The organism is Pseudomonas sp. GL_103 (genome assembly GCF_057835175.1).
The window spans coordinates 2,304,050-2,328,342 of the sequence record NZ_CM174420.1; the positions used below are offsets into that span (position 1 = coordinate 2,304,050).

Genomic DNA, 24,293 nt, shown 5'->3' on the forward strand with positions numbered 1-24,293 from the left:
GGGACAATTTACTAATAGTTGTGCCAGGCATAAACTCAGGTTATGTCTAATCTTCGTCGCAAGGTCCCCAGCTCCAGCTCGTTATTCGTCTTCGAAGCGGCCGCTCGATGTGGCAGCTTCACCCGGGCGGCGGATGAACTGTGCGTCAGCCAACCGGCCGTGAGTCGCATGTTGTCGCGTCTGGAGGAGCACCTCGGCGTGCAGCTTTTCGAGCGTGTTCGCGGCGGGGCGAGGCTGACTGAAAGCGGCAGCATTTTGTACCGCCGCGTGCAGGAAGGCTTCAGTACCATCGAGTCGGCCATCAGTGAGATCGAGGCTCGGGCGACGGGGATCGAGACCGTGACGCTGTCGGTGTCCACGGCGTTCACCACCCACTGGCTGATGCCGCGCATGAGTCGTTTCAGCCAGCGATTCCCCACCGTCGACATGCGCTATCAATTGATGTCCGGCAGGATCGGCGGCCCCCTGGTGGACGTCGACCTAGGCATGCGTTATCTGGAAGCAGGTAGCCTGAAAGCCATGGATACACTGGTTATTCCGGAAATAACCCTGCCGGTGTGCAACGCCCAGTACCTGGCCGATGTCGTTCAGGGCAAGGGCAAGAAACAGGTGCCGACGCTGATCAGCATGGACAACCAGGATCGCGGTTGGGCCGCCGCTTTCGAGACGCCGGGACGCGCCGACAACGCGCTGGTGTTCTCCGATTATGCCGTGGTGGTGCAGGCCGCCTTGTTGGGCCAGGGCATGGCGCTGGGGTGGTTGAACGTGGTTTCGAACTCCCTGTGCAAGGGTGAGCTGGTGCCGGCGACGGACGCCTTTCGGGTCAATTCCAGGCGTTGCTGCCTGGTCGTTCCGGCCAATCGCCCGGTGCGCCCGATCGTGGAAAGCGTGCGTGACTGGATCATCGAAGAGATGCACGAGGACATGATCAGGATCGACGCTCTTTACCCTCATCTGGGGTTGCTTGCCACCCTGGAATCGACCCATTGAGCACAGGTGCGGCACGTCGAGTAAAAAAACAGTAGGTTATGCCTCTGGGGTAGGGCAAAACAGAATATTTCGCGAGAAGGCGGGCAGATAATGGGCCTGTCCAGTCAGTTTCACCCTTACGACTTTTCCTGCGGAGCGCCCTATGTCTTTCAAACAGTTCAAAGCCCTGACGTTTGACGTTGTCGGTACCCTCATCGATTTCGAAGCCGGAATCCTGGCCCATGTGCGCGAAGTCGCGGGTGAAGCGGGCAAGGTCCGCAGCGACGACGACATCCTCAAAGCCTATCGCGAGGCCCGCGCCTCGAGCGATTCGGGCTGGTGGCCGGATGACCTGGAGCGTTGCTACCACGTCATCGCCTCCAAACTGGGGCTGCCGGACAACGACGACTACGCCAAAGGCCTGGCGCAGTCTGTGAAGAACTTCCCGGCGTTCCCTGATTCGGTCGAAGCACTCAAGCGTTTGCGCAAACACTTCAAGCTGGTGGCCACCACCAACTCGCAGATCTGGGCCTTGAACTACATGGCTGAAACCCTCGACCAACCGTTCGACGTGCGGGTCACCGTTGACGACGTGCGTTTCGAGAAGCCTGATCCGCAGTTCTTTGCCTACACCCGGGGTGTGCTGGCGACCCAGGGCATCCTGTTCGAAAACATCCTGCACGTTGCCCAGAGCCAGTACCACGACATTGGCGTGGCCATGCGCCTGGGTTACCAGACCTGCTGGATCGAGCGTCGTTTTGCCCAGAAAGGCACCGGCGGCACCCTTGAATCGGAACGCACCGAGCCGCATTACCACTTCACCTCGCTGGCGCAATTGGCTGACGCGGTCGAGAAAGAGCTGGGTTGATCCCCACGGCGCTCGGGTCTTGGCCGTGAGCGCCAATCCTTATTGAGTTGAGAGGCTGGCATGACTGTTCAGAGCTTATGGGCGGCCACCGCCCAACCGGCACCCGCGCTGCAATCCCTGGAAGGCGAGCGGCAGTGCGACGTGGTGATCATCGGTGCGGGTTACACCGGCCTCTCGGCAGCCCATCACATTGCCCGCAGTGGCCGCGAGCCACTCATCGTCGAGGCCAATACCCTGGCATGGGGCGCCAGCGGACGTAACGGTGGCGTGGTGTCACCGAAGTTTCGGGTGGGCTTTCCCACGCTCATGTCGCGCTTTGGCCGCGACACCGCGTTGCAGATGTACCGCACCGGTTACGCGGCGGTGGACAGCCTGGTGGAAATGGTCGACACCCTCGGCCTGACCGGTGCCGAGCTGCATCTGGGCGGGCATATCGCTGCTGCGCACAACGTCCATGCGCTGGGCGCACTGGAGTCCACCGCGAACTGGATCAAACGCGAAACCGGCGGCACATCATCACAGATGATCTCGGCCGACCAGGTGCGGGAAATGACCGGTTCGACGATCTTTTCCGGCGGCTTGCTGACACCTAAGGCCGGCGGTATCCATCCTTTGAATTACGCGCGCGGCATGGCTCGCCACCTGGTCGACCATGGCGTGAAAATTTTTATCAACAGCCCGGCCGGGCAGGTCCGTCGCGAAGGTGACCGGGTGATCGTGCAGACGCCGCAAGGGCGGGTCAGTGCCAGGCACGTGATCTACGCCACCAACGGTTATTCCAACCAGACCCGCGCCACCGATACGCTGCATCGGCGGTTGATTCCGTTCCGCAGTGCAATCATCGCCACTGAGCCCCTGCCACCGCACATCCTCACTGCGATCATGCCGGGCGGGCAGGTGTGTGGTGACACCAAGCGCATGTTGCGCTGGTTCCGCGTCATCGGCGATCGCTTGATTTTTGGCGGGCGGGGCGCTTTCGGCAAGGACGACTCACAAAGCGCGTTCGACGCTTTACAGCGCAGCATGATCGATGTTTTCCCGATTCTGCGCGACCAGGCCATCGCCTATAGCTGGTCGGGCCTGGTGGCGATGACCCTGGATTACCTTCCCCATGCCGGGCAGCTCGATGAGCGCAGCTACTACGCCATTGGCTACAACGGTGGCGGGGTCGCGATGTCGACCTGGATGGGCAGGCAACTGGCCGCCATGACGGCGGGCGAGAAGGTCGAGCTCGGCTTGCTGGCTGGCGAGCATTTCAATCCCATTCCTCTGCATGCCTTCCGTGCGCCGGGCGTGCGCCTGGCGGCGGGCTGGCAGCAATTCCTAGATGTCATCGGCCGATGAGCGAGCGTTAAGCGTATGCCACCGATTCTGCATTTCACTCACCCCCATACCGATCGCCAATTGCCCTGCGCACCCTTCGCCCTGCAGGGCGATCCACTGGCAGCCGGTCGCGTCATCAACTTCCACGACCCGGTGCAGGGCTATGCGGCCGGCAGCAGTACCAGCACGGGGGCGAACCTGCTGATCGAGGCGTTTCCCTGGGTTGAGCTGGGTGTGATTGAAGCCGGCGAGTTGCGTTTGCAGGGTGAGGGGTTCGATCTGCAACTGACGGCGGGGGATTGTTTCGTCGTGCCCCGTGGCGTCAAGTTGCGCTGGCAGCATCGTGGGCAACTGCGCCGGCTGTTCATGGTGTTTCCGGGGCTTTCAGCCAGTACTGGCATGCCCGGGGCTCCCATCAGGATCGATCTCTCCCAACCGCTAGCACCGACGAATCCGCCGGCTGCCAATGTGCTGTTGACCGCCACGCCGAAAGCCTGGAGCGAAACCCTGTTCAGCGCCGGTAACCTGCGCATCGGGCTGTGGCAATGCGAGGCGTACGCTCGCAAGCAGGTCGAGCCGAGTTACAGCGAGCTGATGTTTATCCTGGAAGGTTCGGTGACCCTGCAGGCCGAGCAAGGCGACAGCCATCATGTGCGGGCGGGAGAAACGGTGATCGTGCCCAAGGGCGCCACCAATGCGTGGACCAGCGAAGAGACCGTGCGCAAGGTGTTCTGCATTCTGTCGTAAGTGGGGAGGGGCGCTGCCGGGTCAACTTGATCTGCAGCCGCGCGGTTTGCCAGCGATAGCGATCCTGTGATCACCATCCACGGCAAGCCGCACGGCTGCAGGTTTTGTTTTATACCGCCCGAACGAGGCTACGCAGTGGCACGGTGCTCTTGACCACGGGCGATTTGATCACGATATAGCTGAAGTACTTCTCGATGCCGATGTTCTTGTCGAGGATCGATTCCATCAGCTCCTGATAGTGCTGAATGCTGCTGCACAGGAAGCGCACCAGGTAGTCGTAGCCGCCGCTGATCAAGTGGCACTCCAGCACTTCGTCGATGTTGCGGATGCTTGATTCGAATTTCACGAAGTCGGCCCGCTTGTGGTCCGAGAGGGTCATTTCGGTGAACACGGTCACCGAGTTGGCGAACTTGGCCAGATTGACGTGGGCTTCATAGCCGCTGATGTACCCGGCGGTCTCCAGGCGTTTGACGCGTTGCAGGCAAGGGCTGGGCGACAGTCCAACGGCTTCGGCAAGGCTGACGTTGGTCATGCGCCCGTCCTTCTGCAATTGGACCAGGATGTTGATGTCGATACGGTCGAGCTTGGTTGCAGCGTCCATTGATCAGTCCTCGCAATGTCAAATCAGGGCCGTCGTACTCAGGCGTGCAATGCCTTTTGATGGGCATGGGCCAGGTCAGCGAGGCTGGCGTACTCACAGCGCTTGCCGTCCATTGCCTGAGGCGAATGGTTCCACGGCTGGTCATGGCCGCGACGGAGTGTGCAGACCGGAAAATCCACCCGCTCGTTCCACGGGTCATCGCTTTCCGTGCTGCGCACCGGTAACAGTTCCGAACGCTCCAGCCCCAGGCGATGCAACTCGCTCTCCAGGCTGTTGTGCCAATCCTTATCGCTGGGTTCGATGATCGCATCGAATTCGACCGGCAGGCGACGTGCCAGGGCAAGTACATCGATACCCTGGGGTGGGGCGATCAGTATCAAACGGTAGAACTTGCCCAGGTACTGAAGGGCACCGGGCGCGTCTTCAAAAATCGGCCACAGGAATGAAGAGCTACTGAATGCCACACTTTCATCCCAGCCCGGAATGACGTGCAATTGTTGCGCCACACGTTGGTAAAGCTGGCCGTGGAAAGCGGCTGCGCTGATCTGCGGTGCACTGCTAGCAAGCTCTTGCGCCACCTGTCGGTAAGTGCTGAGCAACTGCGCATCGCTGGCGCTGGATTCACTTTGCACTGCCAGCGGTCGCAGGCCTTCGAGAATGCCCCGTTCGCGGTCAACCAACGTGCCGAATGACAGGCCCAATGCCTTGTAATGGGTGACTCTCATGACTTGCTCCTGAGTAGGCCATGCCGGTTCCATCATGATTCAACCCGGGGCCCGACACTGCCGGGGCAGGTCGGGCCGGGTGTTACCGTTACTGCGTTCAGCAGGCGGCGGCCAACGCTTTTTCGAGCATCTGCAAGGCTTCTGCCACTTGCTCCTGCGTGGTCACCAGCGGCGCGAGGAAGCGCACCACGTTGCGATGCACACCGCACTTGATCACCAGCAAACCGGCGTGCCGGGCTTCATCGATGACCTTTTGCGCCAGTGCGGCATTGGGGCTGCGGGCAGCATCGTCGGCGACCATTTCGATCGCCTGCATGAAGCCCAGGCCGCGCACGTCGCCGATTCTCGGGTAACGTTTCTGCAGGGCCAGCAACCCTTCATTCAGTTGTGCCGCCAGTGTCTCGCCCTGTGCCAGCAGATCCTGCTCTTCGAACAGGTCCAGCACGGCCAGCGCCGCGGCACAAGCTACGGCGTTGCCACCATAGGTGCCGCCCAGGCCGCCCGGGGTCGGCGCATCCATGATCTCGGCGCGACCGACCACGCCAGACAGCGGCATGCCACCGGCCAGGCTCTTGGCGACGGTCACCAGGTCAGGCTGGATGTCGGCATGCTGGAAACCGAACATCGTGCCGGTACGGCCGAAACCCGCCTGGATCTCGTCGAGAATCAGCACGATGCCGTGCTGAGTGCAGCGGGCGCGCAGGGCTTGCAGGAATTCCTTGGGCGCGGCGAGGAAGCCGCCATCGCCCTGGACCGGTTCGATGATGATCGCGGCGACACGGTCCGGCGCCACGTCGGTGGCGAACAGCTCATCCAATTCGGCCAGCGCGTGATCGCTGCTGACACCGCGATAGGCGTTGGGGTAGGTGGCGTGATAGATCTCGGCGGGGAAGGGGCCGAAGTTCTGCTTGTAGGGCTGGCTCATGCCGGTCAGGGTTACGCCCAGCAGGGTACGGCCGTGGAAGCCGCCGCGGAAGGAAATCACAGCCGTACGATTGGTGTAGCCACGGGCGATCTTCACCGCGTTTTCGACGGCTTCGGCACCGGAGGTGAACAGCACGCTTTTGTAGTGGGCGTCGCCGCCGATCAGTTTGTTCAGGCGGGCGGCCACCTGAATGTAGTTCTCGTAAGCCACCACCTGGAAGCTGGCGTGGGAGATCTCGCCGACCTGCCGACGCACGGCCTCGACCACCTTCGGATGGTTATGGCCGACGTTGAGCACGCCAATGCCGCCAACGAAGTCCAGGTAACGCTTGCCATCGACATCCCACAGTTCGGCCCCCTGGGCGCGCGCCGCGACAACCGGGTGGGCGGTGGCGATACCACGCGGTACATGGTGTTCGCGCAAGGCCAGCAGGCGTTGGTTTTCAGTCAGTGCAGAATTCATCTCTATCTCCGTGAATGCCGAAGGTGGCGGGTGATGTCATCAGGATAAGGATTGCCCGGAACCACAAGCGCTGAACTTGGGGTGTCGGGCGCAGTGATCGACTGTTTTGCAGGGGTGTGACGAAATATTTCGCTTCGCAGGGCGCCGGGTATCGTTTGTGCCAGAAACGACATCGGCCCGTGGCAGAACGGTTTGTCGGCGGGACCTTGCATCGCAAATGCCGACAAGCCGTGCTGCTACGGGCCGAAATGTTCTGGGTGAATCAAACCCCGGCGCGTGGCACGACGATGGTGTCTTCCGGGTGCAGGCGCATCATCATGGGCGCGCCAATGGGCGGCAGGCTGAGGTTGCCTTCGTGATGGCTGGGTTGGCGCAGGCTAACCGTTGGTCCGCCTTCGAGGTTGACGAACACTTTCAAGCTTTCGCCCTGGAAAACGATGTCGGCCACACGGCCACGCAGGCGGTTCCATTCCGGTCCCGAACTGTCGTTGTCCAGCAGCAGTTTTTCTGATTGCAGGGCCAGGAATACATCCCCCGATGCCGGCACCGGGCGGGTGGTACGCAGGGCCGTGTTGCCCAGGGTCAAGCCGTTGTCCGCGCTGCGTTGCAGCGGCACCAGGGTGCTCTCGCCGATGAAGCTGGCGACGAAATCATCGGCCGGGTGATCGTGCAGGCGGCGCGGTGTATCGACCTGCACCAGCTGGCCACCGCGCATGATTGCGATACGGTCGCTCATGGTCAGGGCTTCGCGCTGATCGTGGGTCACGTAGATCATGGTGGCGCCCAGGCGCTTGTGCAGGGCACGCAGCTCGATTTGCATGATTTCGCGCAGTTGCTTGTCCAGGGCCGACAGCGGCTCGTCCATCAGGATCAGCTTGGGTTCGAAGACGATGGCGCGGGCCAGGGCCACGCGCTGGCGTTGCCCGCCAGACAGCGCCGCGATGTTGCGGTCTTCATAGCCCGACAGCTCCACGGTCGCCAGGGCGCTCTTGACCCGGTTGCGGCTTTTGTTGGCGCTTTCGCCACGGGCACGCAGCGGAAAGGCCACGTTTTCGCCAACGGTCATGTGCGGGAACAGCGCGTAGTTCTGAAACACCACGCCGATTTCGCGCTTGTGCGGCGGCATCAGGGTGACGTCGCGCTCGCCGAATAAAATGCTGCCGGAACTGACCCGGATGAACCCACCCAGAATGCTCAGCAAGGTGGTTTTGCCCGAACCGGACGGGCCCAGCAATGACATGAATTCCCCGGCTTCGACCTTGAGGTCCACGTTGTTCAAAGCCTTGAGGTTGCCGTAGTGCTTGCACACCTTGTTAACGCTGACCGATTCAAAACCTTCAGTGAAATTCATGAAGCGTCGTCCTCTGTAGAACCAGGGATTGCCCGATAAGCCTGCTGGTTATCTGAACACAGGCGCAGGCCTGATTCGTGCCGTTTTGGGGCGCCGGACCAACAGGATCTGCTGTCCGGCGCGTGTGGGGGGGCTACAGGCTGCTTTACGCCTGCCGCCTCGATCAGTCCAGGCCGCCGATGTGCCAGGCCTTGACCTCAAGAAACTCGTCCAGCCCATACTTGGAGCCTTCGCGGCCGGTGCCCGATTGCTTCATGCCACCGAAGGGCGCTACCTCCATAGAGATGATCCCGGTGTTGAGCCCGACCATGCCGAACTCCAGGCGCTCACCCACGCGCCAGGCGCGGCGCATGTCCTGGGTGAAGTAGTACGCGCCGAGACCGTAGGGCGTGGCATTGGCCAGGGTCAGAGCCTCGGCCTCATCCTTGAAGCGAAACAGCGGAGCCACCGGGCCGAAGGTTTCTTCCGTGGCCAGCAGCATGTCGGCGTTGGCATCGCGCAGCACGGTCGGCTGCACATACAGCCCCTCGCCTTGAGGAGCGCCACCGATGGCGATGCTCGCGCCTTTCTCCAGCGCGTCGTTGATGTGCCGTGCCACTTTGTCCACGGCGGCGGCGTTGATCAATGGCCCGATGGTGACACCGCTTTGCAGGCCGTCGCCGACTTTCAACTGGGCCACGGCAGCGCTCAGGCGTTCGGCGAAACGGTCGTAGATGCCGTCCTGCACGAGGATGCGGTTGGCGCAGACGCAGGTCTGGCCGGCGTTGCGGAACTTGCTTTGCATGACGCCGGCGATGGCCAGGTCAAGGTCAGCGTCGTCGAAGACAATGAACGGCGCGTTGCCGCCCAGTTCCAGGCTCAGGCGCTTGATAGTGGCGGCGCACTGGCTCATCAGCAACTGACCGATCCGGGTGGAACCGGTAAACGACAGCTTGCGCACATCGGGGTTGGCGGTCATCTCGCCGCCGACCCCGGCAGGCAGGCCGGTCAGGACGTTGAACACGCCGGCCGGGATGCCCGCGCGTTCAGCCAGTACCGCCAGCGCCAGGGCCGACAGCGGGGTCATCTCCGATGGCTTGACCAATACCGTGCAACCGGCCGCCAGGGCTGGCGCACATTTGCGGGTGATCATCGCGTTCGGAAAGTTCCAGGGGGTGATGGCCGCGACGACGCCTATGGGTTGCTTGAGCACCAGAATGCGCCGGTCGGCGGCAGGAGAAGGAATCGTGTCGCCATAGATGCGCCGGGCTTCCTCGGCGAACCACTTGACGAAACTGGCGCCGTAGGCGATTTCTCCGCGGGACTCGGTCAGCGGTTTACCTTGTTCGGTGGTCATGATCAGCGCCAGGTCTTCCTGGTTTTCCATGATCAGGCTGAACCACACCTCCAGATAGCGCGCGCGTTCGGCGGCAGGCACTTCGCGCCAGGTGCTGAAGCGCGCTTGCGCGGCCTCGATTGCGCGGCGGGTTTCAGCGGCCTGCAACGCCGGGACTCGGGCAATCACGCTGCCATCGGCGGGGTTGGTCACGTCGATCGTCGCGCCGTCATCGGCCTCGATCCAGGCGCCGTTGACGTAGGCGCGTTCGACAAGCAGGGAAGGGTCACGCAGTTGGTTTTTCAACATGATCAGGGCCTCGAGGGTGCGAACGATGGGTCCATTGTAAAAAGCCCCGTCCAGTGGCCGATGCCGAGATGAGCCTGCGCACGGGTGATAGATGCTGAAATCAGGCGCGTGACGGCAGGCTGTGCTGGGGCTGGAAATGGCCGGGTGGCGCGTGATCGACCGCTACGCAATGACCCCCCGGAAACGCCTTTGCCCGCCTGGGCGGTGCGCCGGACATCATCAATGTCCGGCGCACCGCCCAGGCGGGCAAAGGCGTTTCTGCGGAAGCGATTACTGCTTGTTGCGTCCTGCGATCACCACCAGGATCAAGGAGGCCAGGATCAGGATCGAGCTGATGGCGGCAATGGTCGGATCGATCTCGTCACGCAGCGCCGTGAACATGCGCTTGGTCAGAGTCTGGTTGTCGCCACCGGAAATGAACAAGGCCACCACGGTTTCATCCAGCGAGGTGATGAAGGCGAACAGCGTGGCCGACACCACGCTCGGCTTGATCTGCGGCAGGGTCACGGCCATGAACGCCCGGAAGCGGTTCATGCCCAGGCTGCGCGCCACCATTTCCTGCGACATGTCGAAATTACGCAAGCCGGCCAGCAGCGCGATGATCACATAGGGCAGGGCGAGCATGATGTGCGCCAGCACCAGCCCGGTCAGCGTGCTGATCAGGCCGACCCGGGCATAGACGAAGAACACGCCGGCCGCGATCAGGATGATCGGCACCATCATCGGCAGCAGCAGAATGATCTGCAGCGTGCGCACCACCTTCAGGCTCGAGTTGTTGATGGCGTAGGCGGCCGCCATGCCGATCGGCAGGCTGATCGCCATGGTGAAAAATGCCGTGATCAGGCTGACCCGTGCCGCCGACATCCACTCCACACTGTTGAAGAACGCCTCGTACCAATGGAAAGACCATTGCTTGGGCGGGAACTGCAGGAAGCGAGCTTCGGAAAACGACATGGGTACCACGATCAACACCGGGATGATCAGGTACAGCAGGATCACCGCGACCACGACGGTGAACAGCACGTGTGACAGGCGCAGGTGACGCAGGTTGGCAAGCAGGTTCATTTAGCGAGCTCCCAGAATGCGTTCGATGGGAATGAAGCGGTTGATGCCCCAGAAAATCAGGAACACCACGAACAGCAGCACCAGGCCGACAGCACTGGCGGCGCCCCATGCGTGGTACAGCTCGACGTTGCGTTGCACCAGCATCGACACCAGGATCGTGCGACCGCCACCGAGCAGTTCAGGGGTGATGAAGAAGCCCAAGCAGATGACGAAGACCAGGATCGAACCGGCCATGATCCCGGGCGCAGCCATTGGCAGGAACACGCGGCGGAAGGTGTAGAAGGGTTTTGCGCCCAGGCTTTCCGAGGCTTGCATGAGGTCCTGGGGAATCTTCTTCATCACCGAATACAGCGGCAGGACCATGAACGGCAGCATCACGTGCAGGGTGCCGATCACTGTGCCGGTGGTGTTGTGCATCAGCGTCAGGGGTTGGTCGATGATGCCCAGGTCCATCAGCGTCTGGTTGACCAGCCCGCGGCGTTGCAACAACACCAGCCAGGCATAGGCACGCACCAGCACGCTGGTCCAGAACGGCAGGATCACGCAGATCAGGATCAGGTTGGCCCAGAAACCCTGCAGGCGCGAGGCGGCGTAGGCGATGGGGAAGCCCATCACGATCGACAGGATGGTCACCATGAAGCTGATCTTGAAGGTCAGGGCGAAGGTGTCCCAGTAGATGGTTTCCTGGAAAATCCGGATGTAGTTGGCCAGGGAAAACCCTTCCTCGGTCTGGACTGACTGCAAGGCCAGCCAGCACAGCGGCATGATCAACAGCACCACCACCATCACCAGCGCGGGGGTGAGCAACAACAGCATCGAGGTGTGTTCCTTGCGTTCTTCGCGGGCCAGGGCGTCTTCGCTGGTCAAAGGCGGCTGAGGCTGGTCGCTGGAGTCGGGCATGGATTTGGCGAGATAGGCGTTTGACATAAAGACCTCTCGTCACTGTAGGGGGCTGGAGGGAATCCAGCGCTGGCGGACAGTGCTGGCGGTGGCAATCGTCCTCGCGGACTGCAAGGTGCGGTTCTCGGATAGTGTCATGTAAAGAACTCCCAATGGTGGGCAGGTACTTAGGGCGAGCGCGAGTTGTCTGCACAGGTCACTCTGCGGGACCCTCAGGCCTAATGTACCGGGATGCCAACGAACGAAGCGGGTGGAATTGGCCGGCGCCGAAGTGCTTTATGTCGAAATCGGGGAGGCAGACGGCATGTCCTGCGCCGAGGCGTTTGGCCTGCGGCGTAGCGACAATCGGCTGTTACTTTTTCTGGACGAAGGCCAGCCAGCGCTCTTCTGCCTTGACCCCATCCTGAGAGGCCCACCATTGCGCCGAGAGCAGGGCCTGGCGGGAGATGTTCTCGGGAGAGGACGGCAGCTTGGCCTCGCGCTCGGCCGGGATCACGCCGGTCTTGAACGCCTCGGGGTTCAGTGGGCCGTAGTCGATGATCATCGGCAGCACCGCCTGGAGCTTCGCATCGATGGCTTCGTTGACGAACTTCATCGCCGCCACCTTATGCGGGGAACCCTTGAGTACGCACAGTGAGTTGGTTTCCAGTACGCCCTGGTTGTAATCGAAGGCCACCGGCGCGCCTGCGGCCTGAACGGCAGTGATACGGCCGTTCCATGCCTGAATCATGTCCACTTCGCCGTCGCTGATCAGTTGCGCCGACTGCCCGCCGGATGTCCACCAAGTGGCAATGTCGGGCTTGATCTGTTCGAGCTTCTTGAAGGCGCGATCAACGTCCAGCGGGTAGAGCTTGTCCACCGGCACACCGTCCGCCAATAACGCGATTTCCAGGGTCGGGCGCGGCAAATTGCGCAGGGAGCGCTGGCCCGGATACTTCTTGGTGTCCCAGAAGTCGGCCCAGGTTTTGGGTACGTTGTCGCCTTTGAAGGCGTCCGTGCGATACGCCAGCACCGTGGAGTAACTGATATAGCCGACGCTGTATTCGTCCTTGAGGCTGTCGGGTATCTGCGCGGCGTTGGGAATCAGGGACAGGTCGAGCTTCTCGAACAGGCCTTCGGCCTCGCCCCGGATGCAATCCCCAGTGGGCAAGTCGACCACGTCCCAGGTGACTTTGCCGCTTTCGACCTGGGTCTTGATGATCGGGTAGGCCTTCGGTGAACTGTCCTGCTTGAGCGTCAGGCCGAGTTTTTTCGCGGCCGGCTCGAGAATCGCCTTGCTCTGTGCTTCCTGATAGGCACCGCCCTGGGAAACGAATGTGATGTCCTCGGCCATGGCCTGGGTGGCGCCACCGATTAACAGGGCCAGGCTCGCGAGTTTGAAAGCTGTGGTGCGCAATGTGCTCATGGAAAGACTCCGAATGGTTGGCAGATTTCTTGGGCGAGCTGTAGGTTTTGTTGTCGGTCGCTCTGCGGGACCATGAAGGTCTAATGTACCGGCTTGTCCATGAAGGAAGCGGCTATAAATTTGCGGATGAAAAGCTGTTTATTGCGAAAATCGGAACGGTCACGGTATTTCGTGCGTCGAGTGCTGGGGGAGAGCGTCGAGAGCGTCTCGTCCGTAGCGGCTCCGCTGGGGTATCTATCCGATGCGGTATTTGGCGTGGCGTTCCGGCGTGTTAACGGTCAATCTCCGGGGCGGCATCGGCGTGGGGCGTCTATCTAGTTTGTGGGGCGCGGGCTCATGCGGACGCTCGCAAATGTCGATTCGTTTCGTGCCTGGTCGAACGCTGTGACCGGTTGCACCCATCACGGTTGAGCGATGGCAGGCATGGCGGGCTTGCGACTGGCGCCTGAGCTGCAGCGCTCGTCGCTCGGCGATACACCGAAGTACCCGCGATAGCATTCGGAAAAGTGGGGTGTGAATACAAAACCGCAGGCGGCCGTCAGCTCGATGATCGACATCGACGTTTGCTTGAGCAACTGCCGCGCTCGAATGAGGCGTAGCCGCAGGTAATAACGTGATGGTGCGCAGTTCAGGTATTTCTGAAGCGAGCGCTCCAGCTTTAGACGTGACAGGTCCACATTTGCACGAGGTGATCCAGATCGATCGGTTCCTCGAGGTTGGCCTCCATCAACGCGACGATTTCCTGCAGTTTCGTTTGATGGGTGTCCAGTACATGCTTGAGCGGCACGCGCTGATGATCCTGTTCGTTGATGCACTCGTAGACGAAAGTCTCCGATATGTCCGCAGACAATTTGCAACCGTGATCGCGACCGATCAGGTGCAGCATCATATCCATGGGCGCCGTTCCGCCAAAGCTGGTGAACCGGCTGCGGTCGAGGGTAAACAGGCTCGCGCTCATGCTGATTCGCGGGAAAGCCTCCTGCATGCGCCTGTAATGTGGGGAATGGTTGCCGCGAGGCGCCCGTGGCGGCTAAAAACACAGAAAATGAGCGGGTGACCTGATTGTCTTTGATCAATTCACCGCTTTCAGAATCGCTGGGGGCTGAAGTCAGCCAGAAATACATGACGCTCTTAAGATGAGATACAAAAAGACGCGACGGGTCCCGGCTGGAATCGGTTGCTGGCTCCCTCAAATATGCGTTACGGGCGCAGTCTAGTCCGATTTCTGCCCACTTTCTCTACCGTGGTATCAGTCTCACTAACCCTAGCCAATGACTGTTGCGACGTTCACTGAGCGCGTTGCGCTTCAAGTTGGCAATGACCCATAGGGGACGCTCAATCCGTACAAGAGCATGACGTCGCCCGGCTGCACGTCCCAGCGCGATCTCAGGATCAGCCCATGCCCCTCCAGCGCGAGACTCACGGTCACTTCCCCGTCGTTGCTCGACAGGGTTGCACTGACCTTCTCCTGTTTGGAAGGCTCGATTCAGGAGATTGTGGCGCTGGCTTGCGGGATCTTCGATTTCATTACCCAGCACTGCTCATCGATCGATTCACCTCTCTGGTGAAAGGCGAAGTACTGTGGCGGGCTGGGTGACATTGCCTCCAGGGCGCGACGTGGTAGCAACCTACCCATGCCGCGGCTTGATGGAACAGCTTTCCCTGAGCAGTCAGTAGGGTGAGGCGCCACTTGCAGGGGGTGCCGATAAAGCGCCGAGACCGAAGTCGTTGGCCAATCCGCGGGTCGCCCGTGCCAGCAGCGTCAGATCGAGCCCTACTGCGACGAAGGTGGCCCCCAGTTCGAGGTAGTGCCGTGCGAGTTTGGCATCGCCTGTCAGAGTGCCAGCGGCTTTGCCACTGGCAACGATGGTGCGTATGGCTTTCTCGATCGCCTGCTGCACTTCAGGGTGCTCAGGATGCCCACGATGCCCCATTGAGGCGGCCAGATCAGCCGGCCCAATGAAAATGCCGTGCACGCCTTCGACGGCGCAAATGGCTTCAAGGTTCTCGAGTGCAACCCTGGATTCAGCCTGCACCAACAAGCAGACATCGTCGTTGGCCGTCTCCAGGTAGTCCGTGTAGCCTCCCCAGCGCGAGGCACGAGCCGCCGCTGCACCCACGCCTCTTGTGCCTTGCGGCGGGTAGCGGGTAGCGGCTGCCAGAGCGATGGCTTGCTCGGCGGTATCGACCATTGGTACGAGCAACGTTTGAACGCCGATGTCGAGCATCTGTTTGATCATTGCCGGATTTCCATCGACGGTGCGTGCCACTGGATGGGCCGGATAAGGCGCAACGGCCTGCAACTGTGCAAGTGTGCTCCGCACGTCATTTGGCGCGTGTTCACCGTCGATCAGCAACCATTGGAAGCCTGCTGTGGCGCAAATTTCGGCGCTGTAGGAATTGGCCAGTGAAAGCCAGAGACCGATGACCTTATCGCCTCGCGAAAGCGCGGTCTTGAACGGATTTCCCATGATTGCCTGTACTCCTCTGTTGTGTTTGTCGGAACTAGTTCAGGGCGCCCTGACAAAGGTATTTGATGTGCATGTAGTCCTCCAGGCCGTAGCGTGAACCCTCACGGCCATAGCCCGACTCTTTGACACCCCCAAACGGTGCGGCCTCTGCGGCGAGAGCGCCTTCGTTGATGCCCACGATGCCCGATTCCAGGGCCTCGGCCACGCGCCAGACGCGTTTGACGTCCCGGGTATAAAAGTAGGCCGCCAACCCGAATGGAGTGTCGTTGGCCAGGTCAATCACTTGCGCTTCAGTCGTGAACCGGAAAATCGGTGCGACGGGGCCGAATGTCTCTTCATTACAGAGCTCCATTTGCGGGGTCGCATTGATCAACACAGTGGGCGCGTAGTAGTTCGGGCCGTCGGCGACACCCTCGCGGATGCGTCGACCGCCAGTGGCGATTTCTGCGCCTTTTGATACAGCGTCATCCACATGGCGAGCGATCTTGTCGACGGCTCGCGCATTGATCATCGGACCGATCTGAGAATCGCTATGGGAGGCTGGCCCGACTTTCAGCGCGCTGACCCTTGCCACCAGCTTTTCAACGAATTGGTCGTGCACAGCGCTCTGCACATAGATCCGGTTGGGGCACACACAGGTCTGACCGCCATTGCGAAACTTGGACACCATCAGACCGTCCACCGCAGCGTCGAGGTCCGCATCGTCAAAAACAATGAATGGGGCATTACCACCCAGTTCAAGCGAGCACTTTTTCAATGTGTCGGCCGACATTCGGGCCAGGTGCTTGCCCACTGGCGTCGACCCTGTAAAGGTGATCTTGCGCACCCGTGAATCAGCCAGCCAGGCGTCTACCACTTCGGGTGTACGCTCCCGCGAAGCGGTGACGATGTTCAGCGTTCCTGCCGGAAAGCCTGCTTCCTCAGCCAGGCGCACAAGCGCAAGGGACGTCAGTGGCGTGTCTTCGGCCGGCTTGCAGACGACGGTGCAACCTGCCGCCAGTGCTGGAGCGATCTTGCGGGCAATCATCGCCGCCGGAAAATTCCAGGGCGTGATCGCAGCGACCACGCCAACAGGTTCCTTGATTGCAATCATGCGGCGACCCGCGACTGGCGCCGGGATCACATCGCCATATGAGCGCGTCGCCTCCTCGGCAAACCACTCGACATAGCTGGCGGCGTAGACCACTTCGCCGCGCCCCTCTGCGATGGGTTTTCCCTGCTCCAGCGATATCAGCCTGGCCAGATCCTCCTGATGCTCAAGAATCAGATCGTTCCAGCGTTTGATCAGTTGCGCGCGCTGTTTGGCAGGGGTGGTGCGCCAGGCTGCAAAGGCCGAATGAGCGGCATCGACGGCTTCACGCGCGTCAATGGCGTTGCTGTCGGGCACTTGGGCGATATAGCTGTCGTCGGCGGGGTTGGTGACAGATAGCAGCGCCTCTGGATCTCTGGTGCACCAACGGCCACCAATGAAATTCTGCGTTCGAATCAGGTCGTTGCGGGTCAGTTTCAAGCTCATGCCGAGGTTCCTTGAATGTGTGCAAACGGGTTGGATCAGCTGACGATGCCCAGGTGCCAGGGCACGAACTCGTGATCCCCAAGCCCCAACAATTCGCTCTTGGTCGAGGCGCCTGAAGCGGCCTCCAGGATGTGCTCGAAGATGCGCTCACCCATCTGCTCAACCGACAGCTCACCGTCAAGAATGAGGCCGCAATTAATGTCCATGTCTTCTTCCAGACGGGTGAACATCGGGGTGTTGCTGGCGAGTTTGATCGTTGGCGCCGGCTTGCTCCCGAACATCGAGCCCCGTCCCGTTGTGAAGCAAATGAGGTTGGCACCGCTGGCGATTTGACCGGTTGAGGCAACAGGGTCATAGCCCGGTGAATCCATGAACACGAACCCGGCCTTGTCAATCGGCTCGGCGTACTCGTACACCGCCTGCAACGGTGTCGTGCCGCCTTTCATGGCAGACCCCAGCGATTTTTCGAAGATATTGGCCAGACCACCGGCCTGATTACCGGGGCCTACGACGCCATTGAACTGGCCATTCTGACCTCGCGTGTATTCTTCCCACCAGGCCAGGCGGTCCAGTAGCTTCTGGCCCACCTCGGGACTGATCGCACGTCGCGTCAGCATGAACTCCACACCGTGGATCTCGGGTGTCTCGGACAGAATGGCCGTGCCGCCATGACGCACTAGAATATCCATCGCAGCCCCCAATGCCGGGTTGGCGGTGATGCCTGAAAAACCATCGGAGCCGCCGCATTCCAGTCCGATTTTCAGGTGCGCCGCACTGACCGGGACACGCTTTATATCGTTGGCTTCGGGCAGCATCGCTTCGATCGCTGCAATGCCTTGAGCGATGGTTGCACGCGTGCCGCCGGTATCCTGCATCACGAACGTGCGCAGATTGCGATCGGGCACCAGGTGCTGAGAATCGACGAGGCTGGCCACTTGGTTTCGCTCGCAACCCAGTCCGACGATCAGTACAGCCGACAGATTGGGATGGCGGGCATACCCGGCGATGGTGCGCTGCAGCACGTCGAAATGATAACTTGGGGACGACATTCCACACCCGCTTGTCTGGGCGAATGCTACGACGCCATCGACGTTCGGATAGGCGGCGAGCCGCTCGGGCGTGAAGTGTTCGGCGATCTTCTTGATCACGGTCGACGAGCAGTTTACCGACGAAAGGATTCCGATGAAGTTGCGCGTGGCAACACGGCCGTCTGCTCGCACGATGCCCATGAACGTAGCGCGTTTATCGGGCGCTACATAGTCCACCGGGCGCACATCCTGACAGAAGCCTGGGTCTCGGTCGAAATCGATGAGTGCGATGTTGTGGGAATGAACGTGCTCGCCCTTGATGATATTGCGCGAAGCGACACCGATGATCGTGTCGTACTTACGCACGGGTTCACCGGCCATGATGTCCTGCGCAGCGATCTTGTGCCCGGCCGGCACTTGCGCCCGGACGCGTACTCCCAGTTCAGGCAGCTCGTCTCCAAGGCCGATCAATTGGCGAGCGACGAGGACGTTGTCGTTGGCGTGTAGACGTATCAGTTTGTGAGTGGCATGGGTCGTGGTAGTCGTCATGAAACAATCCTGGCGTCCAGATTACGGCGGTGGAGAAGGAAAAACGCAGGCGTTATCCCTGCGTAGCTCATCAGGCATCAGCGGCTATAGGGGTCATTCAACACCTGCGAGGATGTGGTGGCGTGCCGAGGCTCGGTCGGCTTGGACGCGACGATGGGTTCGACCTTCTTCAGCAGGAATGCGTAATTCAGGATGCCTAGCATTCCGAGCACAGCTGAGAAGACCAGAGCCATTTTGAACGACCCTGTCGAGGCAACGATGAATCCGGTGATCACCGGCCCCAGTACGCCGCCGAAGTTCGCAACCATGTTCTGCAATCCGGCCACGGTCGAGGTCATGTTCTTCGGCGCGACGTCACCCGGCAGAGCCCAGACTTGCGAAGCCGCGACGGTGGTGCCGGCCTTTGCGATGCACAGCAAGAGGACAGTGAGCCCAACCGACGTGGTCAACGGAGCCAGTCCGATGCACAGCGCCATCGAGAGACCCACGATGAGAAACAGTTTGCGTGTCGCGGTGAGCGACAGGCGTCCACTGTGGACCACCCTGTCGGAAAGCCACCCGGCAGCAATCTCGGCGAAGAGGCCGCAAATCAGCGGAAGCGAGGCGACCATGCCCATCTGAAGCAGGCCCATCCCCTGTTCCTTCACCAGGTAAGTGGGCAGCCAGGTGATGAAGAAATACGAGATGTAGTTGATGGTGAAGAAGCCCAGGCACATCGCCCAGATATTGCGGTGCTTGAGCAGTTCGTACCATTTCATCGCAATCGTGGCATCAACACCGTGCTGCTGGGTCTGACCACCCCGGATGTATTCCACCTCGGCTGCGTTGGCGCTTCTGTGTTTCTCTGGTGTGTCCGAGAAGTACCACCACCAGATCAGGCTCCAGACGAGGCCGGTCAGGCCCACGATTGCAAACGTCATGCGCCAGTCGAAAGTCATCATCAATGTCACGATGAGGGGCATCGCCACGGCACCGCCGAATTTCGAGGCACTGTCAAAAAGCCCCGAAATGGTTGCCCGTTCCTTGTCCGGGAACCACTTGGACGCGATCCCGGCATTGGCCGGATAAGCGCCGGCTTCACCGACGCCGAGTGCCACTCGCAGTCCGACCAAAGATGCAAAGCCAGTCGCCAGCCCTGTCGCAGCCGTAGCGAGAGACCATGAGCCTACGGCGATGCCAAGCCCCATTTTTTGCCCGAATTTGTCTGCCACCCAGCCAGCAGGAATTTGTAGCAGAGCGTAGGACCAGAAAAAAGCAGATAAGACGATACCCATCATCTCGGGCGTCAGGCTGAATTCTTTGACGAGCTCAGGTGCTGCGACTGAGAGAACGGTGCGATCGATATAGTTGATGGCGATGGCAAACCACATCAGAGCTGCCACAACCCAACGAGCGTTGGATTTCTTGCCTTGATTCACCACGGCGTCACTTAGCGGTTTTGTGGTACTTGGAGTGCGCATTGCTTGTCTCCGGTCATTGTTTTTGTTCTTCGATACTGAATCGTCGTTACATTGCTGAACAATGAATAAGTGGACATACTTCATAACGGTTTCGACATATACGCTTCTTCTGCCGGAGATAAAGCAGGTGAGTGACATCGATAGAGTTTTGCGCTCCAACCTCAAGCTCAAGCATTTGCAGCTCGTCGTTGCGCTGGATGAGTTCCGCCATTTGGGGCGGTCAGCGGAATTTTTGTCGCTTACCCAACCGGCAGTCAGCAAGTCGCTGGCGGAAATCGAAAAGATGTTCGGACTTGAGTTATTCATCCGCTCTACGCGAGGCACTCGGCCGACCGCCTACGGCGAGCAAGTTGTCCGATTTGCGCGCTCGGTGCTTGTGGATTTTGACCGTACCTGTGACGACATCGCTTCAGTCGCCAGTGGCGGAGCCGGTCGTATCCGCGTCGGCGCAATGGTCGTCGCCACACCTGGATTGCTGGTAGGAGCTGTCGGCCGCCTCAAGGTCAGCTCGCCACAGACGACGGTGTCGATCGAGGAAGGTGATCTCACGCGCCTGTTGCCGAGGCTGCGCACAGGCGAGCTCGATTTCATCGTGGGCCGACTGGAGCCGGGCTACAGCTCTCCGGACCTTGAAACAGAGGCGTTATACGCCGACCCCATGAGGGTTGTCGTCGCCGCCGATCATCCACTGGCCACAGTGGCCCGACCCGCCTGGCATAATCTGGCGGCGCTTCCCTGGGTCGTTCCCCCAGCGTGGGCATCCTCGCGGGTCAAGCTGAATCAGATGTTCTACAAGCATAAGCTGCAACCCCCAGCTGACATTATCGAAACCTCTTCTTTTTTGGTGACGATGACGTTCATGAGGAAAAGAGGGTGCGTTTGTTTCGTCGCGAGTGAGGTCGCGCATTACCTCGAATCCGTAGGCCTTGGTCACACCTTGCCGCTGGAGGTGCCGATCGAGTTACCGGCGGTGGGCATCATTCTGCTACGTAACGGGCTGAGAACCCCCGTTGCCAGCACCCTCATCGACGCTCTGCATGAACAGGCCATGGACATTAGAGGTGAGACTGCGCCTGAGTGAATGTGCATGCGGCGGCTGTACCGAGAACCTGGTGGCTGTGTTCGAGAGCGTCGACGGCGCAGAGCGAGAAGAGCGTCTGGCTCAACAGGTCGTAGTGGAACAAGGGGGCACGCCAGCACGATCACTCTATGACGCGCTGCATCCTGCATCTCGAAACCTCGGCGAGGTAGACCTTGAGGCATCTACCCGAGGGGGCGCAAAAAGTCGTGAACAATCTCAGGTGTATCTCGGACGATGGCATCCGCGCATGGTATACCAGCGACCGTCCTTCTGGCCGATTTCTGCCGGTCATGGAGCCGAAATCAAGCTGAAGAACGTGCTCGACGATGTTTGCGCAATGAGGACTCAAGACTAAAGACGCCGACTTAAGAAGGCGGTAAAGAGCCTGTCGTGGTATACGCTGGAAAAGACAGCATCGATTCGGCCGGAGAATGCTCGTAGGTTGAGGACAGCACGGCGCTGAGTCGGTCGCCCAGCAGATGCCAGGCGTTTTTCTTCTCTTCGGCATAATCGTGATGCAGGTAGTGGCGCCTCACCCGCGAGCCGGCCAGCACATGATTTTGGCAGCGATCGATGACGTCCAGACTGACCCCCAAGGCCTGCATCATGGTCGCGCCCGTACGGCGTAGGTCATGCGGTGTCCAGTCACCGTTCTGGCCGTCGGCAAGGACCAGGGTATCGTCGTGACGCCGCCTGGAGAGAGCCTTGCGGTTTTTGAACCGGGCCTGGCGGTCCCCCACCTGCTTGCTCACTACTTTCACGTCCACATGCCCATCATCCTGCTTGTTCGGAAAGCACCACTGAGAGTCGCCCGTCAGGGCCTTGAGTTCTTGAAAGAAATGCAGGGCGAAGGGCGAGAGGAAGACATGGTGGTCCTGTTTTTTGCCGCGGGTGCCTTTGACGTTTTCACTGGGGAGGAACCAGGTCTGCCGGTCCAGATCGACATTTTTCCATTCGGCCTGCAGCAACTCGCCAATCCGGCACAGGGTGCCCAGGCTGATCCAGAGCGCGAATTGGGTTTCCTTTTTTAACGGCCGAATGCCGTCGTATTTTAGCCCGGCGGGGAGGGCGTTGTAATCGGCGGTCATTTGTTGGAAGCGGTTGTGCAGTTCCAACAGCTCCGCCGGGGAAAGGATGCGGCTTCGTTCCGCTTCGTAGTCGGCAGGGATCAGGGGGGAGATGTCGACCAGTTCAGTCGGATCACCCTCAACCAGTAACGCCCGCCAAGGTTGGCGCTTTCTAGCCCAGCTGAACATCTGGGTAAGGTCGGCGAAGAAGCTGATGGCTTGTCGGTGAGCGCCGCGGTTGACCACGGTGCGGATCAGCGCCCGAATATCGTGCTCGGACACATTGTTCACCGCGGTCTTGCCGAGGGCTGGCAAAAGGTCCTTGTTAAAACGGCGCTGCAACTCGGCATTGCCGTCTTTGCGCGCGACGCCATCCAACAGCCACGCCTTGGCCAGATCCTGGACGGTCAGCGTTTGCACCTTCGCCGCTTTTACTTGTTCGGCCTCTACGTTAGCCGCGGCGTATGCCTGTGCCTTGACGGTTTTCTTGTGTTCGTTGGGATTGATCTGCTCATCGATGAGCGCTCGGGCCTGGTTGCGGGCCTTGCGGATGTCTGTCAGGGATTTGCGCGGCCAGGTTCCGCAGGCGTACTCTTTGTTCTGGTCGCCCCAGCGATAGCGATAAAAAAAGCTGACCGACACACCGTCCTTACGGACGGAGATTCGACCGGCCAGATTGCCATCCTCCCGGAGGATCCGGCCGGCATCATTGGCGGTCAGCGACTCGAGTTCTTTGATGGTAATTTTGGCCATGAAACGGACTCCCCCTACTTTTCCCCCCACAAAAACGTCGGCTCTTGATGGACGTTACTGGACTCTCGTAGAGCAGAACATCGCTGGAGCTCAAGTAAATACTGGATTCGAAGAATCCGGGGTGAAATTTTGGAGTCTTTCAAGAAGTATGAAAAAGGAGATGGGGTGCTAGGGGGCGAGTGTTCGAATCACTCCGTCCCGACTATTATTCCTGAGTAAAATCAGAAACTTAAGCCGATCAGATAGATCGGCTTTTTTGTGCCTGCGCAAAACTCGCGCAAAACTACCCGGTGATTTCGCGGATATTCAGATCCGGAATTGCCTCTGACCAGATGATTTCCTCGTGGTCACGTTGGTAGTTTTTAGCCATGCCTTCGCTGGCATCCCCCGCGATTTTCTGCCCGTCCTTTCCGGCTTTGTTGTACGGGTGCAGCGAAAGCGCTCGCACTTCATGGAAGCCCGGCATCTCTTCTTTTTTCCATCCCGCGTAGCAGTTGGCCGCCTCTCACCGGCAGGCTGTATGTGGATCAGTGGATTACGCTGTAAAGCAGGCAGCGTGAGAACACAAACGCTCTCTCATCATGGATGGATCAAGATGAAGCTGATTTTGGTTGTGCTTGTTGTTGGTCTGTTGGCTTGGAAGCTTTCCCCAGAATTACAGTCCTGGGCTGAGGCTCGGCTATCGAATCCCCAAATCACCGCTACGGTCGTGACTGTGCCGAAGCCTGTTTCGGCTCCAGTCAAATGCGATGGGCGCAAATATTGTTCGCAGATGACCTCGTGCGCAGAGGCCAAAAAATTTCTGCAAAATTGCCCAGGAGTGGAAATGGACGGTGACAACGACGGAGTACCCTGTGAGGCGCAGTGGTGCCGGTGATTATTTGCCGTTCACCGGCAAGCTAGCAGGTGGATTGTGGAAATCTGATGAAGGGCGTAAGGCACGCTTTAAAGGTGAGCTACGTTTTATTGGTTCACCTCCCCGGTTGCGTTACACACAATCTCCCCAGAGGTGACTGTTGGTATGAAGATATTCGGGGGAACGCGGCGCCCATTGGACGACAGTTGCCACCATGGCGATGCCGAGGGCTCAGTCCTCGGGATCTTCCTCTTCTTCAGGTTCACACCTGGCAATCAGCTCGGCAATAGTTTCAGCTATGAAGTCCGCATTTGCGGTGATCACGGCCAGATGATCCTCAATACGGACGGACACTTCCGTAGACCCGCGTTGTTTGATCCAAATGCCTATTTCTTCAATGGCGCAACCCAAGGCCATGATGTTCTGATTGAGTCGGCTGAGTAGGGCGGGGGTAGGATCGTCTGGTAGGGGCATGGCCGCTTCTCCTTTGTCTAAGAAAAGCGTAGCAGGTAGGAAAAAGCCCGGTGCCGGGCCGGGCACCCGCCAC

General features: G+C 59.9%; 20 protein-coding genes and 3 pseudogenes. 6 read left to right on the forward strand and 17 right to left on the reverse strand.

From position 1 onward, the window contains the following. Window positions 1-42 precede the first annotated feature (42 nt). From AC3IP0_RS10540 to AC3IP0_RS10555, 4 genes are all read left to right on the forward strand, one after another. Window positions 43-990: a LysR family transcriptional regulator gene (locus AC3IP0_RS10540; protein ID WP_489327335.1), complete on the forward strand. Its 948-nt coding sequence runs from the start codon at window positions 43-45 to the stop codon at window positions 988-990. 142 nt (window positions 991-1,132) lie between these two features. Next, entirely contained in the window at window positions 1,133-1,837 is a 705-nt protein-coding gene (locus tag AC3IP0_RS10545) for an HAD-IA family hydrolase (RefSeq protein WP_489327336.1), read from the forward strand. A 60-nt stretch (window positions 1,838-1,897) separates the two neighbouring features. After that, complete coding sequence (locus AC3IP0_RS10550; RefSeq protein WP_489327338.1) at window positions 1,898-3,181, forward strand: NAD(P)/FAD-dependent oxidoreductase; 1,284 nt, start codon at window positions 1,898-1,900, stop codon at window positions 3,179-3,181. A 15-nt stretch (window positions 3,182-3,196) separates the two neighbouring features. Next, entirely contained in the window at window positions 3,197-3,907 is a 711-nt protein-coding gene (locus AC3IP0_RS10555) for a cupin domain-containing protein (protein ID WP_489327339.1), read from the forward strand. Window positions 3,908-4,016: 109 nt separating this feature from the next. On the opposite strand, the gene AC3IP0_RS10560 is transcribed toward AC3IP0_RS10555, so the two are convergent. The 14 genes and pseudogenes from AC3IP0_RS10560 to AC3IP0_RS10625 form a co-directional block, all read right to left on the reverse strand. Then, window positions 4,017-4,508: an Lrp/AsnC family transcriptional regulator gene (locus AC3IP0_RS10560; protein ID WP_489327340.1), complete on the reverse strand. Its 492-nt coding sequence runs from the start codon at window positions 4,506-4,508 to the stop codon at window positions 4,017-4,019. A gap of 38 nt (window positions 4,509-4,546) precedes the next feature. Continuing rightward, window positions 4,547-5,233 (reverse strand): HAD family hydrolase, encoded by a 687-nt coding sequence (locus tag AC3IP0_RS10565; protein ID WP_489327341.1) that lies wholly within the window; start codon window positions 5,231-5,233, stop codon window positions 4,547-4,549. Window positions 5,234-5,330: 97 nt separating this feature from the next. Then, window positions 5,331-6,620: a 4-aminobutyrate--2-oxoglutarate transaminase gene (gene gabT, locus AC3IP0_RS10570; protein WP_489327343.1), complete on the reverse strand. Its 1,290-nt coding sequence runs from the start codon at window positions 6,618-6,620 to the stop codon at window positions 5,331-5,333. A gap of 262 nt (window positions 6,621-6,882) precedes the next feature. Further along, window positions 6,883-7,971, reverse strand: coding sequence for an ABC transporter ATP-binding protein (locus AC3IP0_RS10575; protein ID WP_489327345.1), 1,089 nt, complete (start codon window positions 7,969-7,971; stop codon window positions 6,883-6,885). A 163-nt stretch (window positions 7,972-8,134) separates the two neighbouring features. Beyond that, the gene (locus AC3IP0_RS10580) at window positions 8,135-9,595 is read right to left on the reverse strand and encodes an NAD-dependent succinate-semialdehyde dehydrogenase (protein WP_489327346.1); all 1,461 of its coding nucleotides are present in this window, start codon (window positions 9,593-9,595) and stop codon (window positions 8,135-8,137) included. A 270-nt stretch (window positions 9,596-9,865) separates the two neighbouring features. Then, window positions 9,866-10,660 carry an ABC transporter permease gene (locus AC3IP0_RS10585; RefSeq protein ID WP_192308795.1) on the reverse strand — a complete coding sequence of 265 codons (795 nt, stop codon included), beginning with the start codon at window positions 10,658-10,660 and terminating at the stop codon, window positions 9,866-9,868. Beyond that, window positions 10,661-11,587, reverse strand: coding sequence for an ABC transporter permease (locus tag AC3IP0_RS10590; protein ID WP_419709830.1), 927 nt, complete (start codon window positions 11,585-11,587; stop codon window positions 10,661-10,663). A 325-nt stretch (window positions 11,588-11,912) separates the two neighbouring features. Then, window positions 11,913-12,965, reverse strand: a complete 1,053-nt coding sequence (locus tag AC3IP0_RS10595; RefSeq protein ID WP_489327347.1) for an ABC transporter substrate-binding protein — start codon at window positions 12,963-12,965, stop codon at window positions 11,913-11,915. A gap of 451 nt (window positions 12,966-13,416) precedes the next feature. Further along, window positions 13,417-13,950: pseudogene (locus tag AC3IP0_RS10600) on the reverse strand (GlxA family transcriptional regulator); the annotation flags it as partial. Window positions 13,951-14,331: 381 nt separating this feature from the next. Further along, window positions 14,332-14,430, reverse strand: a pseudogene (locus AC3IP0_RS10605) (LysR family transcriptional regulator); the annotation flags it as partial. A gap of 205 nt (window positions 14,431-14,635) precedes the next feature. Continuing rightward, window positions 14,636-15,436 carry a 4-hydroxy-2-oxoheptanedioate aldolase gene (gene hpaI, locus AC3IP0_RS10610; protein WP_116263401.1) on the reverse strand — a complete coding sequence of 267 codons (801 nt, stop codon included), beginning with the start codon at window positions 15,434-15,436 and terminating at the stop codon, window positions 14,636-14,638. Between the two features lie 34 nt (window positions 15,437-15,470). After that, window positions 15,471-16,952 carry an NAD-dependent succinate-semialdehyde dehydrogenase gene (locus tag AC3IP0_RS10615; protein WP_489327350.1) on the reverse strand — a complete coding sequence of 494 codons (1,482 nt, stop codon included), beginning with the start codon at window positions 16,950-16,952 and terminating at the stop codon, window positions 15,471-15,473. A gap of 35 nt (window positions 16,953-16,987) precedes the next feature. After that, window positions 16,988-18,529: a UxaA family hydrolase gene (locus AC3IP0_RS10620; RefSeq protein ID WP_489327352.1), complete on the reverse strand. Its 1,542-nt coding sequence runs from the start codon at window positions 18,527-18,529 to the stop codon at window positions 16,988-16,990. Window positions 18,530-18,606: 77 nt separating this feature from the next. After that, a complete protein-coding gene (locus tag AC3IP0_RS10625) occupies window positions 18,607-19,989 on the reverse strand; it encodes an MFS transporter (protein ID WP_489327353.1) in 1,383 nt (460 codons plus the stop codon). 127 nt (window positions 19,990-20,116) lie between these two features. On the opposite strand from AC3IP0_RS10625, the gene AC3IP0_RS10630 reads away from it, so the two are divergent. Continuing rightward, window positions 20,117-21,070: a LysR substrate-binding domain-containing protein gene (locus AC3IP0_RS10630; RefSeq protein WP_489327354.1), complete on the forward strand. Its 954-nt coding sequence runs from the start codon at window positions 20,117-20,119 to the stop codon at window positions 21,068-21,070. Window positions 21,071-21,435: 365 nt separating this feature from the next. Here AC3IP0_RS10630 and AC3IP0_RS10635 read toward each other — a convergent pair whose 3' ends face one another. Together AC3IP0_RS10635 and AC3IP0_RS10640 are read right to left on the reverse strand one after the other, a co-directional pair. After that, complete coding sequence (locus AC3IP0_RS10635; protein ID WP_489327355.1) at window positions 21,436-22,890, reverse strand: tyrosine-type recombinase/integrase; 1,455 nt, start codon at window positions 22,888-22,890, stop codon at window positions 21,436-21,438. Between the two features lie 283 nt (window positions 22,891-23,173). Beyond that, window positions 23,174-23,395 (reverse strand): annotated as a pseudogene (locus AC3IP0_RS10640) (integrase); the annotation flags it as partial. Window positions 23,396-23,485: 90 nt separating this feature from the next. Here AC3IP0_RS10640 and AC3IP0_RS10645 point away from each other — a divergent pair. Further along, window positions 23,486-23,767, forward strand: a complete 282-nt coding sequence (locus tag AC3IP0_RS10645) for an excalibur calcium-binding domain-containing protein (RefSeq protein ID WP_489327356.1) — start codon at window positions 23,486-23,488, stop codon at window positions 23,765-23,767. 210 nt (window positions 23,768-23,977) lie between these two features. Here AC3IP0_RS10645 and AC3IP0_RS10650 read toward each other — a convergent pair whose 3' ends face one another. Next, the gene (locus tag AC3IP0_RS10650; RefSeq protein WP_489319195.1) at window positions 23,978-24,220 is read right to left on the reverse strand and encodes a hypothetical protein; all 243 of its coding nucleotides are present in this window, start codon (window positions 24,218-24,220) and stop codon (window positions 23,978-23,980) included. Between the last annotated feature and the right edge of the window lie 73 nt (window positions 24,221-24,293).

Bases quoted from the DNA above. Each gene is read 5' to 3' on its own strand.
- AC3IP0_RS10540 (WP_489327335.1), top strand. From the start codon at position 43: ATGTCTAATCTTCGTCGCAAGGTCCCCAGCTCCAGCTCGTTATTCGTC.
- AC3IP0_RS10580 (WP_489327346.1), bottom strand. From the start codon at position 9,595: ATGTTGAAAAACCAACTGCGTGACCCTTCCCTGCTTGTCGAACGCGCC.
- gabT (WP_489327343.1), bottom strand. From the start codon at position 6,620: ATGAATTCTGCACTGACTGAAAACCAACGCCTGCTGGCCTTGCGCGAA.
- AC3IP0_RS10645 (WP_489327356.1), top strand. From the start codon at position 23,486: ATGAAGCTGATTTTGGTTGTGCTTGTTGTTGGTCTGTTGGCTTGGAAG.
- AC3IP0_RS10615 (WP_489327350.1), bottom strand. From the start codon at position 16,952: ATGAGCTTGAAACTGACCCGCAACGACCTGATTCGAACGCAGAATTTC.
- AC3IP0_RS10545 (WP_489327336.1), top strand. From the start codon at position 1,133: ATGTCTTTCAAACAGTTCAAAGCCCTGACGTTTGACGTTGTCGGTACC.
- AC3IP0_RS10625 (WP_489327353.1), bottom strand. From the start codon at position 19,989: ATGCGCACTCCAAGTACCACAAAACCGCTAAGTGACGCCGTGGTGAAT.
- hpaI (WP_116263401.1), bottom strand. From the start codon at position 15,436: ATGGGAAATCCGTTCAAGACCGCGCTTTCGCGAGGCGATAAGGTCATC.
- AC3IP0_RS10585 (WP_192308795.1), bottom strand. From the start codon at position 10,660: ATGAACCTGCTTGCCAACCTGCGTCACCTGCGCCTGTCACACGTGCTG.
- AC3IP0_RS10620 (WP_489327352.1), bottom strand. From the start codon at position 18,529: ATGACGACTACCACGACCCATGCCACTCACAAACTGATACGTCTACAC.
- AC3IP0_RS10650 (WP_489319195.1), bottom strand. From the start codon at position 24,220: ATGCCCCTACCAGACGATCCTACCCCCGCCCTACTCAGCCGACTCAAT.
- AC3IP0_RS10595 (WP_489327347.1), bottom strand. From the start codon at position 12,965: ATGAGCACATTGCGCACCACAGCTTTCAAACTCGCGAGCCTGGCCCTG.
- AC3IP0_RS10560 (WP_489327340.1), bottom strand. From the start codon at position 4,508: ATGGACGCTGCAACCAAGCTCGACCGTATCGACATCAACATCCTGGTC.
- AC3IP0_RS10550 (WP_489327338.1), top strand. From the start codon at position 1,898: ATGACTGTTCAGAGCTTATGGGCGGCCACCGCCCAACCGGCACCCGCG.
- AC3IP0_RS10635 (WP_489327355.1), bottom strand. From the start codon at position 22,890: ATGGCCAAAATTACCATCAAAGAACTCGAGTCGCTGACCGCCAATGAT.
- AC3IP0_RS10565 (WP_489327341.1), bottom strand. From the start codon at position 5,233: ATGAGAGTCACCCATTACAAGGCATTGGGCCTGTCATTCGGCACGTTG.
- AC3IP0_RS10555 (WP_489327339.1), top strand. From the start codon at position 3,197: ATGCCACCGATTCTGCATTTCACTCACCCCCATACCGATCGCCAATTG.
- AC3IP0_RS10575 (WP_489327345.1), bottom strand. From the start codon at position 7,971: ATGAATTTCACTGAAGGTTTTGAATCGGTCAGCGTTAACAAGGTGTGC.
- AC3IP0_RS10590 (WP_419709830.1), bottom strand. From the start codon at position 11,587: ATGTCAAACGCCTATCTCGCCAAATCCATGCCCGACTCCAGCGACCAG.